The sequence below is a fragment of the Glycomyces xiaoerkulensis genome, assembly GCF_002798405.1.
GTDB classification, from domain to species: domain Bacteria; phylum Actinomycetota; class Actinomycetes; order Mycobacteriales; family Micromonosporaceae; genus Glycomyces; species Glycomyces xiaoerkulensis.
In genome coordinates this window covers 370,724-385,748 of sequence record NZ_PGGV01000037.1, presented here as the reverse complement: position 1 = coordinate 385,748, position 15,025 = coordinate 370,724, and the positions used below count along the sequence as shown (strand labels likewise).

General features: G+C 69.2%; 19 protein-coding genes. 16 read left to right on the top strand and 3 right to left on the bottom strand.

Going from position 1 to position 15,025, the window contains the following annotated elements:
• Positions 1 to 468: 468 nt before the first annotated feature.
• From CUT39_RS18090 to CUT39_RS18080, 3 genes are all read right to left on the bottom strand, one after another.
• Complete coding sequence (locus CUT39_RS18090) at positions 469 to 738, bottom strand: GntR family transcriptional regulator (RefSeq protein ID WP_100448841.1); 270 nt, start codon at positions 736 to 738, stop codon at positions 469 to 471.
• Positions 739 to 1,358: 620 nt separating this feature from the next.
• Positions 1,359 to 2,180, bottom strand: coding sequence for a protein phosphatase 2C domain-containing protein (locus CUT39_RS18085; protein ID WP_100448840.1), 822 nt, complete (start codon positions 2,178 to 2,180; stop codon positions 1,359 to 1,361).
• Positions 2,177 to 2,977, bottom strand: a complete 801-nt coding sequence (locus CUT39_RS18080; RefSeq protein ID WP_198587259.1) for a winged helix-turn-helix domain-containing protein — start codon at positions 2,975 to 2,977, stop codon at positions 2,177 to 2,179. Before CUT39_RS18080 ends, CUT39_RS18085 begins: the two co-directional genes overlap by 4 nt.
• Positions 2,978 to 3,324: 347 nt before the next feature.
• On the opposite strand from CUT39_RS18080, the gene CUT39_RS18075 reads away from it, so the two are divergent.
• The 16 genes from CUT39_RS18075 to CUT39_RS18000 all read left to right on the top strand — a co-directional run bounded on the left by CUT39_RS18075 (position 3,325) and on the right by CUT39_RS18000 (position 15,005).
• A complete protein-coding gene (locus tag CUT39_RS18075) occupies positions 3,325 to 3,507 on the top strand; it encodes a DUF6284 family protein (RefSeq protein WP_100448838.1) in 183 nt (60 codons plus the stop codon).
• A 12-nt stretch (positions 3,508 to 3,519) separates the two neighbouring features.
• On the top strand, positions 3,520 to 3,720 hold the full coding sequence (locus CUT39_RS18070; protein WP_100448837.1) for a hypothetical protein: 201 nt from the start codon (positions 3,520 to 3,522) through the stop codon (positions 3,718 to 3,720).
• 199 nt (positions 3,721 to 3,919) lie between these two features.
• A complete protein-coding gene (locus CUT39_RS20530; RefSeq protein WP_157930803.1) occupies positions 3,920 to 4,090 on the top strand; it encodes a hypothetical protein in 171 nt (56 codons plus the stop codon).
• Positions 4,091 to 4,185: 95 nt separating this feature from the next.
• On the top strand, positions 4,186 to 4,389 hold the full coding sequence (locus tag CUT39_RS18065) for a hypothetical protein (protein ID WP_100448836.1): 204 nt from the start codon (positions 4,186 to 4,188) through the stop codon (positions 4,387 to 4,389).
• A complete protein-coding gene (locus CUT39_RS18060; RefSeq protein WP_100448835.1) occupies positions 4,389 to 5,063 on the top strand; it encodes a hypothetical protein in 675 nt (224 codons plus the stop codon). Before CUT39_RS18065 ends, CUT39_RS18060 begins: the two co-directional genes overlap by 1 nt.
• A 151-nt stretch (positions 5,064 to 5,214) precedes the next feature.
• Positions 5,215 to 5,592: an RRQRL motif-containing zinc-binding protein gene (locus tag CUT39_RS18055; protein WP_100448834.1), complete on the top strand. Its 378-nt coding sequence runs from the start codon at positions 5,215 to 5,217 to the stop codon at positions 5,590 to 5,592.
• Positions 5,589 to 5,924 (top strand): hypothetical protein, encoded by a 336-nt coding sequence (locus tag CUT39_RS18050; protein WP_100448833.1) that lies wholly within the window; start codon positions 5,589 to 5,591, stop codon positions 5,922 to 5,924. The genes CUT39_RS18055 and CUT39_RS18050 overlap by 4 nt, the downstream gene beginning before the upstream one ends.
• Entirely contained in the window at positions 5,921 to 6,142 is a 222-nt protein-coding gene (locus CUT39_RS18045) for a hypothetical protein (RefSeq protein ID WP_100448832.1), read from the top strand. The genes CUT39_RS18050 and CUT39_RS18045 overlap by 4 nt, the downstream gene beginning before the upstream one ends.
• Positions 6,142 to 7,374, top strand: coding sequence for a hypothetical protein (locus tag CUT39_RS18040; RefSeq protein WP_100448831.1), 1,233 nt, complete (start codon positions 6,142 to 6,144; stop codon positions 7,372 to 7,374). The genes CUT39_RS18045 and CUT39_RS18040 overlap by 1 nt, the downstream gene beginning before the upstream one ends.
• A gap of 122 nt (positions 7,375 to 7,496) precedes the next feature.
• Positions 7,497 to 7,730 carry a hypothetical protein gene (locus CUT39_RS18030; protein ID WP_100448830.1) on the top strand — a complete coding sequence of 78 codons (234 nt, stop codon included), beginning with the start codon at positions 7,497 to 7,499 and terminating at the stop codon, positions 7,728 to 7,730.
• Positions 7,727 to 8,749 carry a hypothetical protein gene (locus CUT39_RS18025; RefSeq protein WP_100448829.1) on the top strand — a complete coding sequence of 341 codons (1,023 nt, stop codon included), beginning with the start codon at positions 7,727 to 7,729 and terminating at the stop codon, positions 8,747 to 8,749. Before CUT39_RS18030 ends, CUT39_RS18025 begins: the two co-directional genes overlap by 4 nt.
• A gap of 76 nt (positions 8,750 to 8,825) precedes the next feature.
• Positions 8,826 to 10,805, top strand: coding sequence for a helix-turn-helix domain-containing protein (locus CUT39_RS18020; protein ID WP_100448828.1), 1,980 nt, complete (start codon positions 8,826 to 8,828; stop codon positions 10,803 to 10,805).
• A 267-nt stretch (positions 10,806 to 11,072) separates the two neighbouring features.
• Positions 11,073 to 11,258 carry a hypothetical protein gene (locus tag CUT39_RS18015; RefSeq protein WP_198587258.1) on the top strand — a complete coding sequence of 62 codons (186 nt, stop codon included), beginning with the start codon at positions 11,073 to 11,075 and terminating at the stop codon, positions 11,256 to 11,258.
• 59 nt (positions 11,259 to 11,317) lie between these two features.
• Positions 11,318 to 13,243, top strand: coding sequence for a YfjI family protein (locus CUT39_RS18010; RefSeq protein ID WP_100448827.1), 1,926 nt, complete (start codon positions 11,318 to 11,320; stop codon positions 13,241 to 13,243).
• A 116-nt stretch (positions 13,244 to 13,359) separates the two neighbouring features.
• Positions 13,360 to 13,530: a helix-turn-helix transcriptional regulator gene (locus CUT39_RS18005; RefSeq protein WP_100448826.1), complete on the top strand. Its 171-nt coding sequence runs from the start codon at positions 13,360 to 13,362 to the stop codon at positions 13,528 to 13,530.
• Positions 13,530 to 15,005 (top strand): tyrosine-type recombinase/integrase, encoded by a 1,476-nt coding sequence (locus tag CUT39_RS18000; protein WP_100448825.1) that lies wholly within the window; start codon positions 13,530 to 13,532, stop codon positions 15,003 to 15,005. The genes CUT39_RS18005 and CUT39_RS18000 overlap by 1 nt, the downstream gene beginning before the upstream one ends.
• Positions 15,006 to 15,025: the final 20 nt, after the last annotated feature.

Below are 15,025 nucleotides of genomic sequence, written 5' to 3'. Positions count from 1 at the left end.
CGGTGCTGCGGAGGCGGTGGGATTCGAACCCACGGTGGGCTTTGAGACCCACGGCGGTTTTCAAGACCGACAGAGAAACCGCTTCTGACCTGCATCAGCGTATCCAGAGCGCCGAAAATCTCACCGTATTCTTACCCGAAGCGCTCTCCGACGTCTCCTACTTTGCCGTCCGTTGACATTCGTCAGGGGCACTGTGGCTGCGGCCGGGTCCGGAGAAGTGAAGCGAACTGAGCGTCGGTATCGAAGATACCTTGGTCCTTCCCGAAGGATCGCAGCGCTGATGAAGCTTCAGGCCAATTGAGAACTGCCTTGATGCCACAGCGCTGCAAAGTGTCTATGACCTGCGGAAATGTGACCCTCTGAGGAGCGTTCTAAGCGCCTTCCAGGCGTTCTGCCTGCCCAGGTATAGGGCGGGATCGGCTCAGGGGCACTGAGAGGGTCGTTTTTCGAGATGAACCGGCCTCGTGGCTACGGGTTGGCGGTGTCGGGCCCGGAGGAGTCGGCGACGAAGGTGCCTCGGCCGCGCACGATGACCAATTCGCCGTTGTCGATGAGGACGCGGATGCCTTTGCGGACGGTCTCGCGGGCGATGCCGTAGGTCTGGACCAGTTGCGCTTCCGAGGGGATCGGGCGGTTCGGTGCCCAGTCGCCTCGACCGATGCGGGCGCGCAGGATCGTGGCGAGTTGCTGATAGACCGGCACCGGTCCCTCGTGGTCGATCTCCGCGTCAGGGTCCATGAGCCTGACGCTAGACGCGAGTGCACGCCTATCTAGCTAGATCAACGTACATAGACGTCTACAGACGTCCTATCGTAGACTGAGGCTCCACCGGCCTCCGTGCGCTGACGCTGTCGGCCCCGGGGCGGGGCCGCTGCGACTGCGATGAGAGGACTGGACCCATGGACGAGCACCGGCAAGAGTCAGACTCGGAGCCGGTCGACGACGGCCGGAGTGGCCGGGCCTCGCCCGGGTTCCACATACCGACCCGGCACATGTGCATCTGCCAGTTCTGTCGCCGGACGTGGCCATGTCCGGACGCCGATCCCGAGCGGTGGCCACGGCTCTACGGCTTCCCTGACCTATAGACCCCCTGGCCAAAATGGCCAAAATGGCCAAAACCCCTGTCATGGGGCTCTCACCTGCGAGAACTCTCGGAATCAGGACATGGCCAAAACCTGGCCAAAGCTCGGCGCCATATGGCCAAAACCCCTCCGGCGGTGGTTCGCGGGGAGTTTTGGCCATGTCGACTGGAGTTTTGGCCAGGTTTTGGCCATGTCGCAAGATCGAGCGTTTCCCCTGCTCAGGGGCGAAGTTCTGGAGTTTTGGCCATTTTGGCCATTTTGGCCAGGGGGTGAACGCTAGTCACTCTCCTTGCGTCGGAAGTCGCACAGGACTGCCGTGGCGTCGTCGGAGCGCTTGTTTCGTGGCCACTGGCGCCCCTCGGGGTCTTTGCTCTCGGTTTCGCGCACACGGCGTAGCGCCTCCTGAGGCCCTTGCCAGGCGACGAGTTCCAGTAGTTCAGCATGCGTAGCCAGGCCGAATACGTCGGCGAGTCGGGCGGCTCCGTCGGACATGAGAAGCGCCCTGCGGAGTTCCTCGGTGGGGAGTTCGCCGGTGAGTGCGTGATCGACAACGGCCGGGTCCGACGTCGCCACCCAGAAGCCGCCTGGGACGTTTCGCTGGGCCAGTTCGGCTTTCTTCATGCGGAGCATGGCCTCGGATTTCCGGCGATCGCCGATCGGGTAGCGGTCGGCCTCGGCTTGTTCTTGGGCCGCTATGTGTGCGTGGTCATCGGTGACGACGTTAAGCCCGCTGTCTGTCTCGAGCGTCAGGGTTACATCACCGATGACCAGCCATTGGATGCTCGTATCGGCGCGTCTCAGGATGGTGATCGCCGCTGATGGCGTTCCTGGGTGGTCGAGGTCGCAGGTGTTGCCGTGAAGGTCCGCAACGTCCTCGATCGCTCGCGCCAGCGTCGAAGTCAGGGAGTCCTCGGCGTACTGGCGGTTCTGCACTGCTGACCCAAGTTGGGCCGCATACCAAGAGACGCCGTGGATGCATCCCGTCTCCGTCCGCGAGGTGGCGCCGTCAATCACGATGGCGATGTCGGCGCCGATCTCGATGTGGTCCTCGTTCGGGCGGTCTGGGTCTCCACTCTCGGTGGCCGCAAGGACCCTCATGATTTGGCCTCGCGGTACAGAGCGGTCAACTGCTGGGTGGACGTGACGTTGCCCGAGTCGTCGAAGTCGGCTTCGACCAGAGTCGAGAATCTCTGGAGCTTCAACTGTTTGTACAGGTCGGAAGCATTGTCCGCGAGCCATCGGGCGGCGCCCAAGGTTCCTTCGGCGTGGATGCCGGCGGCGTATAGGAAGGTGTTCCTACCCCCGGGGCCAGGCAATCTGCCGACATAGCCGATGTCCTTCCGCTCACCGCTGTCTCGCGGTGAGCGGTAGTCGGTGGAGGTGCTGTGGTCTCTGAGGAACCAGCCGTCCTCGTCCTCGACGAAGTCCAGGTGTGAGTCAGCGGCCATCACCTGGCTGAGGAACGGCAGCAACCGTACCGAGCACAGCACCACGAGGTTCTCGCGGTTCAGGTCGATCATGCCGGAGGGCGGCACGATCTCCTGGACCGCGTCGAGTCCGAGCGACCGAGTGGTGTCGGCGATGAGCTCGTAAGCCTTGAACGCTTCCTGCGAGACCATGGACTTCTGTGCGGAGTCCTTGCGCCCAAGTTCAGGCTTCGAGCCGATGGCGACGGTCACGCGCCCTGAGCCGAAGAACAGTCGTTCGGGTTTGACTCCGGCTGAGCGGAGCTGGGATACGCGAGACCGCGAGATGCCGACCCCTTCAGAGATCTTGGTGACCGTGAGTCCCTGGTCTACCAGTTCGTTCAACGCGTCACGGCGAACTGCTGCGAGCTTGTTTACCTGGCCTTGGAGAGACTCGATCGCGGCGTGAACCTCGCGGGCCCGGTGCATCGGGTCGTCGATCGCCTGAATCTCTTCGAGTCGGTCCATCTCTCGTCCCTCCGTCGTTTGGGGTCTACCGGAAGCCTATCTGTTAGGGGGCTGGCGTACCAGGTGCCATCCCTGTGTTCCATGCGAAATTCCTGGTTAAACCTCGTCAGACCTCAACGCGACAGCCCTCTAAAAGATTTCTTGTAAGGGGGGTTGCGCACTGTCTGGTGCATGCCCTACGGTGTTTATAGCCCTAACGGCCATCCGTTAGCCGGGGTTGCGGTCCCGGTTCGTGTGGCAGAGGGCAACAGAGATTGGACGCACACCTGCGTCCTTTCCGTCCGCCAAGACATTGCCTGGAGGCACCCGTGAGCACTGATACCACGCTTGATTGGCCTGATGAGCCGACAGCGGCTGAGTTGGCCGCGATCGAGGCCGAGTGGCCCCTGATCGCTGCTGAGATGGCCGCGTTCGATCGCCTGGTGGCCTTCGACGCCCTCGCGGCGGTCGAGGAGCTGACCGTTGCCGACCTCAGCTTCTCGCTGTCGTAAAGGGGGTGCCTGATGAAACCTGTCTACAGCGGCGACGCGTACGAGCTTGAGGTCGACGACGTCGTGTTCTACCAGGGCCGGGAGCGGCGCATCGTGGAGATCTCCAACGGCTTCCTCATTCTGCGCACCAGCATCGGTCGCCTGTCGACGGCCGTGCATCCGGCGAAGGTCTTCTACGCCTTTCCCGAGGGCCACGAGGGGGCGGACCGATGAGGCGCGGCGCGCGGCGGGAGGCCGCTGCCGGTTCGGTCCCGGTCACGTGCACGAACTGCGGCGGGGCGCATTACGCCTCGACTTGCACCAAGCCCGCGCGTTGAACGGCGAAACCAGGCGGTCTGGCCTGGTCCGGGCGCTGGGTGGCTCCCGGCCCGCTGATGAGCCAAGCCGAACCGATCACAGGAGTTGAACCCCCATGGGCAGCAAGAAGAACCAGAGCGACCAGGACCGTCAGCCGGAGCGTCGCAAGGTCCGTCGGCCCGACAGCCGGGAAGCGCGTGAGGCGCGGAGCGAAGCCCGGAAGCAGGAAGAGCTGGACCGGCGCACGGTCAACGCGCTGAAGCGATTCCGGGACTTCCTGGACTAGCAGGCGAAACGCGGCCGGTCGGTCGCGTCCGGTGCCGGGTGGCTCCCGGCCCGCTGATGAGCCAAGCCAAGCAAGTACAGCGGGAGGGCTGAGGGTTGCACATCGCTTACAGCCGTGACGGGTTCGAGCTGGAAGTCGACGATGTCGTGTTCTACCAGGGCCGGGAGCGGCGCATCATCCGTATCCACAACGGCGGCGGCATCGTCTTCCTGGCGACGCCGCTGGGCCGCCAGTCCGAGGGCGTTGACCCGGCGAAGGTCTTCTACGCCCGTCCCGACGGTCACGGGGAGGCGGAGTGATGACGCGTCCCTACCTGCTTTCTTCCGGTGATCTTGACTTGGAGCGGCTGCGTGCTGAGCGGGCTGCGGCGATTCTCAATACTGGCACCGCCGCCGAGGCGGCGGTGTGCGGCGAGTGCGGCGTTCCGGCCGCCGCCGAGCGGTGCGAGGACTGCGAGGCCCTCGATTGGCTCGATGACTGGGGCGGGCTCCACTCCCTCGATGACGGCCACGACGGGTCCTACGTCCACGAGGCGGTCGCTGGCCGCGATGGCGGGGCGGTCACGCTCACCTGCCAGTGCGGGGCCTGGTCCGGGTCGGCCCCGGTCGACGGCGTCGAGGAGCCGGAGGACCTGTTCGGCCGGTGGGAGGCCCACGTGTACGAGGCGACCGGCCGCCGCGAGGCCCCGGCCGTCGCCGCCGGCGGGGTCGACGACGCCCCCGATGAGGGGGCCGACCACCTGCGCGTTGAGGTCGAGCGGCTCGGGGCCGAGCGGGATCGCCTGGCCGATGTCGTCGACGACGCGGTGATGGCGAACGCTGAGCTGGCCGCCGAGGTGGAGCGGCTGGCGGCCGATAACGGCAGGTTGCGGGAGGCGGTGGTGCTGCTCCAGGATTCCAACCGCCTGTTGGTCGCCTGCGGCGGTCCGGCCGCTGCTGCGGTTGGCTGCGCGGTTGGGGAGGGGTCGGTATGACTCGGGTCCGCATTATCGGTCTGCCGTTCCAGGTCGATCACGTGGTGGCGCAGTTGTCTCGGCTGCTGCCGGTGGCTTCGGTCTCGGCGCCGAGGCCGTGCCGCAATCCGGCCGACGCTGGTCGGGTCCGCGTCTATGTGGAGGTGCGCTGATGTACCTCGCGCGGTTCGATGACCCGGCCGGGGTCCGGTTCGGGGTCCCGACGTTCAACTACCGCCACGCTCCGGCCGGGCTGGCGACCCGCCGCCAACTGGCTGCCAAGGGCTTGACGCCGGGGCGTCAGCCGATCGCGGGCCAGATCCTGTGGCGGCGCGGTAAGCGGGTGGCCTACCTCTACCGCGAGGACCGGGCCGTCCCCAAACGCGAGGCCACCGACGCGCAGTTGGCCGCGCTGCTGAAGGCGTGGGCGGCCCTGTCGACCTGCCCGACCTGCGGCCGCGAGTACCCCTACTACCTGCCGCGCCGGTTCGGCGAGTGCGCCGACTGCCACGAGACCGCCGCGACTGCCCCGACGGAGGGGAGCCGATGACCACCGAATACCACAACCGCGCTGATCGGGTCGAGCAGCGGCGGTGGGTCGCCGCGCATGTGTTGCTGGGCGGGTCGCTGCCGATGACCGATACGCAGTCGGCCCTGCTGCGGCAGCACTTCCCGGCCTTCGCCGCCCTGTCGGGGACCGACCGGGCTGCGTTGCGCGAGGCGTACGGCGCGGCGATCAGTCGCCACGTCGACGGCACGGCCGCTGGGGCCGATCGAGTCGTGGCCGAGATCAAGGCCATTGGCACCTGGTGGGGCTTGCGTGGCGAGTTGTTGCGCCTGGCCCGCGACACCGTCAACCACGTGCAGGGGGCAGGCCGATGACTGCATTCGCCGACCGGTTCCCCGCCTTCGCCGATCTTGGCGATGCCGAACTGCTGGAGCTGATCGAGGAGACCAATACCGCCCGCGCCCTGGCCGCCCGCGACCGGATCGCCGAGGCCGACGCCTGCTTCGAGGCCGCGGCTGTCCGGCTCGGGATCGAGACCGAGATCGAGACCCTGACCGAGGCCGTCCTGAACGGCGAGATCGGAGACCAGTGATGACCGTGAACAACAGCATCGGCGCGAACGCCGAGCCCGAGGAGCCGGACGGCATTGAGTGGGACCGGCTTGAGACCGAGGTCCGGGAGCAGTCTGGATGGCTGACCCGGGTCGACCGCGACGCCGGGCCGGTCGATCCCGACGCCGACGCCTACCTGTGGCCGAGCGTGACCGATCCGAAGGGCAAGCCCACTGGCGAGTTGGCGCGGCCGAACCCGGAGGCGGCGCGCGTGGCCCTGGAGCGGGCGGCCGCGGTCTCCTCGGTCGACGTCGATGTCCTGGCCGATGCGATCTCCGAGTCCGAGGCCCGCGAGATCATCGCCCAGGCCTCCCAGCAGCGCAGCACCGAACGCGAGCTCGACGGTCAGGTCGCTGAGCTCCGCGCCGAGCTGGCCTCCAAGGGCGCGAAGCGTCAGGCCGAGCACGAGGCGCACCTGGCCGAGACCCGCCGGCGGCGCGAGAACCGCGCGGCCGCGGCCCTGGAGCGGCGCACCCGCGCGCTGGATCCGACCTCGCGGATCGTCCGCCTGGCGGCCGCCGAGCGGTGGGTGCCGTGGATCGCGGTCCTCCCGGCCGCCCTGGCGGCCGTCCTCGGGGCGGTCAACGTCGGCGTGAGCCTGGACGTGCTCTCGCCGGGCACGCAGGTCATCAACTGGTTGGTCGAGCCGCTGCTGACGCTGCCGATCGTCGCGATCCTGATCGCCCAGATCCTCGGGGCGGTCGGCGCGGGCAAGGCCAACCCCTACCGGGGCCTGGAGTGGTCGCTGGTGACGGTAGCGCTGGTGCTGAACGTCGGCCTCCACCTCGCCGTCGACGGGCTCGCGCCCGCCGCGTTCGTGTGGGCGATCGTCCCGGCCGGGCTGGCGATCTCGGCGCACCTGGTGCCGCGGCTGATCCGCCAGGTCCGCGATGCCCTGGCCGCCGAATCGGGGCCGTCGACCGCTCCGGCCGGCGGCTACGGCGTCACCGCCCAGGCCGGGCCGGACCGGTCCGGGTCCACCTGGACCGCGCCTGGACCGTCGCAGGTCGGCGCGGGTGAGGCCCCCGAGTCCAGGTCCGAGGACGAGGTCCTCTCCGAGCTGGCCGAGGCCGTCCGGGACGGCCGGACCGACCCCGGCACCGGCCGTCCGATCGACCCCTCAAGCGCCGAGTCGATCCGCCGCACCGTCCGCGTCAGCAAGGGCAGGGCGCGCGCCCTGCGCGACCGCCTCGCCTCCACGGAGGCCCGATAGCCGCATCCGGTGGGGCCGGTCTGCTGCTCGACCGGTCCCACGTGGCGAAACCCGCCCTGCGCGGGTCCGGTGAGGGATGGCCTCCCGCCGCTGAAGAGCCAGGCCACGAAGGAGGGCACGACATGGCGAAACGCCAACCACCGCGGACCGCCGCCGAGTACGCCGACACGGCGGCCGACTACCTCGCCCTGGCGCGCGAGCACATGGACGGCATCGGCGTCGGCGCCGACCGGGCCGAGGCCACCGCCGCGGCCGGAGTCGTCGAAGCGGCCGTCGCGGTCGCGGAAGGGCACCGCCGGATGGCCGAGTACCTGACCGTCGAAGCCGTCCGCCGACAGCACATGGAGACCCAATGACCAGCATTTTCGCCGAGGCGTGGCAGGACACGCGCCGGGACGCGCGCCGTGGCGCGCGCCGCTGGCTGCGTCGCCACCCGGCCACGAACCTGTTCGCGTGGGGCGCGGCGACCGTGGCCTACACGCTGCCCAAACGGGCGATTGTCGCCTCCCACCGCGCCGGTTACCGCAAGCGGGTCACCACCACCGGGCGGCCGCCGGCCGCTACCGCCGCCACGACCACGGCGACGACCACCACCGTGACCGCAACGAGCCGCAGCGGCATCAGTCAGAAGACCGTCACCACCACCACCGGAACCGGGGTGATCCACATGTCAGCAACGTCTCGCCTGCTCGGTACCAGCGACCTCGCTCGTGCCTACTCGGCCGTCATCGACCAGATCGGCGACTGGGCGCCGATCCAGAACTTCGCCGCGAACTCGATCGTCGGCGCCTGCACCGACCTGAAGGCCTCGATCGAGGCGGTCGGGTCCGGCTTCGAGGACCTCAGCCTGACCTTCCAGATCGGCAACATCGACGACCGGGTGCATGAGCGGGTCACCGCCGCGATCGGCCTGCTCGGCAGCGCAGGCGAGTCGATCAAGAGGGCCGCCGAGGCGATGGGCCGGATCTACACCGACCAGATCAACCAGGAGGCCTCCAACGTGCCGATGGCCGGGATGCCCCTGGTCGGCGGGGCGCACGCGCCGCTGGAGACCCAGGTGCCGGCCACCCGCGCGGCCCTGCTCGTCAGCGCGTGGCTGCCCGAGCAGGGCAACGTCGTCAACGGCGTCTGGACCCACCTGGCGACCAACAAGTTCGCGATGACTCTGTGGGGCCGCACCCTCGACGACCTGGCCGACCGGCTCGCCCGCTACGGCGTCCACCAGAAGGTCCGCCGGCACCTGGCCGACGCCGCCGACGACCTGAAGGCGGCCGGAAACACCCTCCACGGGGCGCAGCGGGCGTTCATGAACCTGTACCGGCACCAGGGGGCGGCCGAGAGCGTCGCCGCCACGGTCACCCCGATCGACCGCTAGAGAGCACTTCGGCCGGGACGAAGGACTGGTTCGTCCCGGCCTCTGTTCAGCCACCAGGACACGTAAGGAGCCCACTGTGACTACCGCGAACTCTACGGCCAAGACCTTGAAGACCACCGGACGCGCGGCGAAGACCACCGCCAAGGGCACCGCCGCGGCCACGCGCTTCAACGTCCGCCACTGGCGGGGACTGCTGCCGGTCCACGTCATCGCCGCCGCCGGCCTCGCAGCCGCCGCGGCGAACCTGAGCGTCTGGGTCTGGGGACCGTGGGCGTGGGCGGTCATCGCCGTCATGGCCGCCACCATCTGGGTCTGGCTCGACGGCCTCATCGGCGACCTGGACCGGTCCGTGCAGGCCCCGGCCGCCGCCCAGCTCATGTTCGGCACCGCGTCGGCGGTCGCGCTGACCTTCGCCGCCGCCTGGGCGCCGGTCTGGGGCGTCATCGTCGCAGCGGGGACGGTCCTGGCCGTCTGGTGGTGGGCAGGCAGCAGCGTGTTCACCCGCTACTCCCGCTCCGAGCGGCGCGTCCGCGCCATGGGCGCCGCCCTCCACGCGCTCGGCGCGTGCGACGCGACCCGCGTGACCAGCGTCAGTGCCAACGCCAAGGGCGATGTCGAGTACCGGGTGTACGTCGGCGACGCCGACCGCCCCGAGAAGTTCCGCGACGCCGACATCGCCCACCAGCTCCACGTCGACGCCGCCCGCGTCATCGCCCGCCGCGTTTCGGCCGGCGACTCCCGCCACATGAAGGTCACCGTCCTGCACGCGGCCGTGACCGCCAAGAAGAACATCGCCCACCCGGCCCTGGACCCGGCTAACCGCGCCGAGGGCGCGGCCTGGGCGCCGGGCTCGCGGTCGGTCCTGGACGGCCTGGCGATCGGCCACGTCCTCGGGTCGGTCGACGACCGCGAGTCGGCCGCGCGGGTCTTCACCGACAACCCCGACGCCAAGTGCATCGGCCTGGTCGGCATGACCGGGTCGGGCAAGACCAACACCGCCTCTTCGCTGCTGCTGTCGGCGATCGCCTGCAACAACCTCGTCGTGGCCGCCGCCGACGCGGTCAAGGCCGACCTGGGCGAGTACCACGCCCCGGCGCTGCACCGCCGCGCCACCACCATCGAGGAGGTCATCGCCGATCTGGAGGCCCTGGAGCGGCTCTCCAGCGACCGCATCCAGCGGCTCAAGGGCATGACCGACGCCGAGGGGAACCGGATGCGCAACTGGATCCCCACCCCCGAGCACCCGGCCATCCTTTATCCCGTCGACGAGCTCACCGTCATGCTCAAGCAGGCCAAGCCCGCCCAGGCCGACAAGCTCATCACGCTCATGGAGTCGCTGCCCAAGCACGTCCGACAGGCAGGGATCGTCATCGGGTTCATCACCCAGTCGATCAACGCCAACGACGTCCCGACCACACTGACCAGTGAATACGGGTCGAACTTCCTCGTGCACAAGGTCAAGAAGGCCCACGACGGCGACGTGCAGGGCTGGGAGGTCGACGTCACCGAACGCGGCCTGCGCACCCGAGGCCAGTGCTGGGTCGGCGACCCTGACGGCGGCGACCCGGCCAAGACGATGGCCTACGACGCCGACACCGCGATCACCAAGAACGCCGCCGGGTGGGACGCCATGATCGACGCCTACGCCGCCGCCCGCCCGGTCCTGTCGGCCCACGAGGCCGGCATCCTCGGCTGGCCCCGGACCGCCGGGCAGACCGCCGGCGAGGCTGCGGCCGCGACCGAAGCCGCTCCTGCGGCGCAGGGCCTCACCGCCGAGGCCCTGGAGACCGAGGAGTACGGCGAGGTCGAGCTGGCCGACATCGCCGCCGACGACGAGGCCGAGCTCGATGACGAGGCCCTGGCCGACGTGCCCCACGCCGCCCGCGTCGTCGGCGTGCTCAGGGAATCCGAGGCGCCCCTGCCCATCGCGGCCCTGGAGTCGCAGACCCAGGTGCCCCGGCGGACCCTCCAGCGGCTGCTGGGCCGCCTCACCGAGGACGGCCTGATCGCCCGTGAGGGCGCCTCGACCGCCACCGTCTACCGCCTCGCCGCCTGAGCGATCTCGACACTGATTGTCACTGTGTGTAATTGGCGCGCGAGCGTGCCACGAGCGACAACGCGCAGGTCACCGCCGTGGCGCGCTCTCGCGCCACTGTCGCGCCCCAAGCCGCAAATTACGTCTATATCAGGACAAAGCTCCGAGATTTGGCGCGCAATCGCGGACCCCATAGGCCCCATGTCGTGGGTGCGCGCGCGACACGGCGCTCCCAGGAACGAGAACCCCCGCAAATATCACGCTCCGTAACCCGAAGGAGATCACACCATGACCACCAGAAGACGGCTGCTCGACCTGTTCTGCTGTGCCGGCGGGGCCGCGATGGGCATCGACTGGACCGACGACCGCACCGAGCTGGTCGAGGCGATCCCACCGGCCTACACCGATTGCATCGGCACCCGCCTGGCCCACAGCCCGCTGGTCGGCGCGCCGCCGGCACCGGCCACCACCTGAACCACCAGCCAGCCCCCGGGGCCGCCTGTGGTGGCCCCGGGCAGGAAGGAGACACCGTCATGAAGCACAAGCGCACCGACCCGGCTCTCGAGGCTGAACGGTCGACCCTCGGGGCGGCCCTGCTCGACCCCGCCACCGTCCCGGCCATCGCCGCCCACATCGAGGCCGGATCGTTCGACGCGCCCCGGCACGGGCTGATCTGGGCGGCGATCGCCGCCCTGCACGGCGAGGGCAAGCCGACCGACCCGGTGGCCGTCGCCGCCCGCCTCAACGAGGAAGGGAACCTCGCCAAGGTCGGCGGCGGCCCCTACCTCCACGACCTGCTGGAGGCGGTCCCGGCCGCCGCCTCCGGCTCCTACTACGCCGGACTGGTCGCCGAGGCCGCGCAGCGCCGCCGGGTCCACGCCGTCGCCGCCCGGCTGGGGCAGGCCGCCGAGGGCGGCGGCGAGATCGCGGAGGTCCTGGCCGACTCCCGCGCCGCCCTCGCCGACGTCGGCCACGGCGCCGAGGACTGGCCCGCGCCGATCCCGCTGGGCGGCTCGCGCGAGGGCCTGCCGGCGTTCCCGGCTGTGGCCCTGCCCGACTGGCTGGGCGACATGGTCGAGTCGGTCGCCGAGGCCACCCAGACCCCGACCGACCTGGCCGGATCGATCGGCCTCGCCGCCCTGGCCACGGCCGCGCAGGGCCGCCTGGCCGTCCAGGCCGGGCCCGACTGGGTCGAGCCGTGCAACCTGTTCACCGCCGTCGCCCTGGGCCCGGGCAACCGGAAGTCCTCCACGTTCGGCCACCTTGTGGCCCCGATCCTGGAGACCGAGGCCGAGCTGGCCGAGGCCGCCCGCCCGGCGATCATCGAGGCGGCCACCGAGGCCGAGATCGCCAAACGCGCCGCCGAGCAGGCCCTGGCCGCCGCCTCCAAGGCCCCCGACGACCCCGAAGCGGTCAACGGCGCCAAAACGGCCGCACGCGAGGCCGAGGCGGCCGCCATCCCGGTCGAACCCAAGCTCGTGGCCGACGACATCACCCCCGAGGCGGCGAAGTCGCTGCTGGCCGAGCAGTCCGGCCGCCTGGCGATCCTGTCGGCCGAGGGCGGCATCTTCGCCACCATCGCCGGACGCTACTCCGGCGTCCCCGACCTCGACGTGTTCCTCAAAGGCCACGCCGGAGACCTGCTGCGGGTGGCCCGCAAGTCGGCCCCGGCCGAGTACGTCCCGGCCCCGGCCCTCACGGTCGGGCTGGCCGTCCAACCGGCCGTCCTCCGCGAGGCCGCCCGCATGCCCGGCTTCGAAGACCGCGGCCTGATGGCCCGGTTCCTGTACGCCCTCCCGGCCTCCACGGTCGGGAACCGCAACCCGTGCCCACCGGCCATCCCCGGCCCCGTGAAGACCGCCTACAGCCGCAAGCTGGGCGGGATCGTCCACGCCATGCACCACCAGACCGAGGCGGCCGTGCTGGAGCTGTCGCCGCAGGCCCGGGCCCGGGTGGTCGACCTCGAACGGGAACGTGAACCGCGCCTGGCCCCCGGCGGCGAATGGGAACCCATCCTCAATTGGGCCAACAAATGGACCGGCGCCGTCGTTCGCCTCGCCGGACTCCTCCACCTGGCCCAATACCCCACCGCCGGAACCCGGATGCCCATCGAGGCCGACACGATCGACCGCGCTACCGTCCTGGGCTACTACTTCGCCGACCACGCCCTGGCCACATTCGCGTACATGGGCGTCGACGACCACACGGGCCCGGCCGCCGAACTACTCGACTGGCTCACCCGCCACGGACGGCCCGGCATCAGCGCCCGCGACATGTACCGGGCCCTGCGCGGCCGCCGCCACTTCGCCACCGCCGACAAAGTCCGCACCGCCGCCCGCGTCCTCGTCGAACACGGCTGGCTCCGCGAACAACCCCTGCCCCGCCGCCGAGGCGGCCGCCCGACCACACCCCGCTACGACCTTCACCCAGATACGACGAGGGTCGGCGGCTCGCTTTAGGAGGCCGCCGCCGACCTGTCGTTCCTTTCCGTCCGCCAAAGACAAGAGAAGGAGATTCCAGCATGTCACGTGCGACGTCACGACCGAAACCCACACGGCCGAGTTCACCCAACCTCATGACCCTCCAGGAGGTGTTCGCCGAGCTCGACATCACGAAGTCGACCTGGAATGACTGGAAGAACAAGGACCGCGCACCGCGCCACTTCAAGCTGCCGAACGGGCAGGTGCGGGTCCGCCGCGCTGACTTCGACAAGTGGCTCGACAGCCTTGCCGAGGTGAGCGCTTGATGCAATGGAGCTACAAAGCCACCTTCTGGGACCATAAAGTCACCAAGCGGAAAGGTGGCAAGAAAACCCATACCGTCCGGTGGACCGTGGAGGGAGAGCCGAAGCGCAAACCCTTCCACAGCAAGGCCGCCGCCGACGGGTTCAAGGCTGAACTTGTCGCCGCCCACCGCAATGGCGAGAAGTTCGATGCCGCCACCGGTCTGCCGCAGTCGATGCTCAGGACGAATTCCGACCTCCGGTGGTACGAGTTCGCGCTGAAGTACAGCGAGATGCGATGGCCGCGCATCGGCGGTCGGCAACGCCAGAGCATCGCCGAAGGGCTCAGCGACGCGACTCTGGCGCTGCTTGAATCGGGCAAGCAGCGGCCTTCTGACAGCGAGATCAGAGCGGCGCTGAAGCAGTGGGCTTTCGGCGATCGCCTCCATGGGGACCAGGTACCCGAGGAGCACGCGGCTGCCATCGCATGGCTCGAAGAGCACACGGTCGAGATGGCCGCGTTCGAGGACGAAGAAGACGGCCCTGGACTCATTCGCGGACTGCTCGACCACCTGAGTCTCAGGCAGGACGGGGCTAGGGCGTCCGCCAACTATGCCAAGCGCCGTCGCAGCACGATCAACACTGCGATGGAGTACGCCGTCGAGATCAGGGTCCTGCGCTCCAATCCGTTCGGGACAGTGTCGTGGACAGTCGAACACAGCGATGACTCCATCGACCCCGCCGTCGTTCCGAACCATGACCAGGTCGCTCGGCTGCTCAGCGCCGTTGGGCAGCTCGGCAAGCTCGGAGAGCGGATGGAGACGTTCTTCGCGATCATGGGTTATGCCGGCATGCGGCCCGAGGAGGTCATCGCACTGCATCGCGGCGATTTCGAACTGCCTGCCGAAGGCGACGAGGACGCCTTCGGCGAGTTCCGCCTGCGACGCGCCGAGCCTCACGCCAAGGCTCGATACAACGACGATCGCACCCAACGGCGTGATCGCCGTCGGTTGAAGCATCGGTCGGAGAAGTCGATCCGCATCGCGCCGATGCACCCACTCCTGGCGAAGCGGATCCGCGGCCACATCGACAAGCACGGCTACGGCTCGGGAGGCCGACTCTTTGTAGGCCCGAAGGGGGCGGTCCCGAGTCAGGAGTCCTACGGCAGGGTCTGGCAGAAGGCTCGCGAGAAGGCGCTCACGCCGAAGGAACTGGAGCGCGGGCTGGCCGCAGTGCCGTACAACCTTCGTCACGCCTGCGTCTCCGGCTGGCTCGCCGCAGGCGTTGAGGTCGCCCAGGTCGCTGAGTGGGCAGGCCACAGCATTGAGACGCTGCTGCGGGTCTACGCCAAGTGTCTCGATGGCAGCGCCCGGAGAGCCGAAAGGCGCATCCTCGATGTCTTGCCCGCCAATGACTCCGAGCAGGAGACTCCCGAGGGGAAAGCGGGGGAGCGTGGCACGGGAAAATCTCACCATAATCTCAGTGACGGGCCGGAATAGGCCGCGCCGAGCCGGACTCA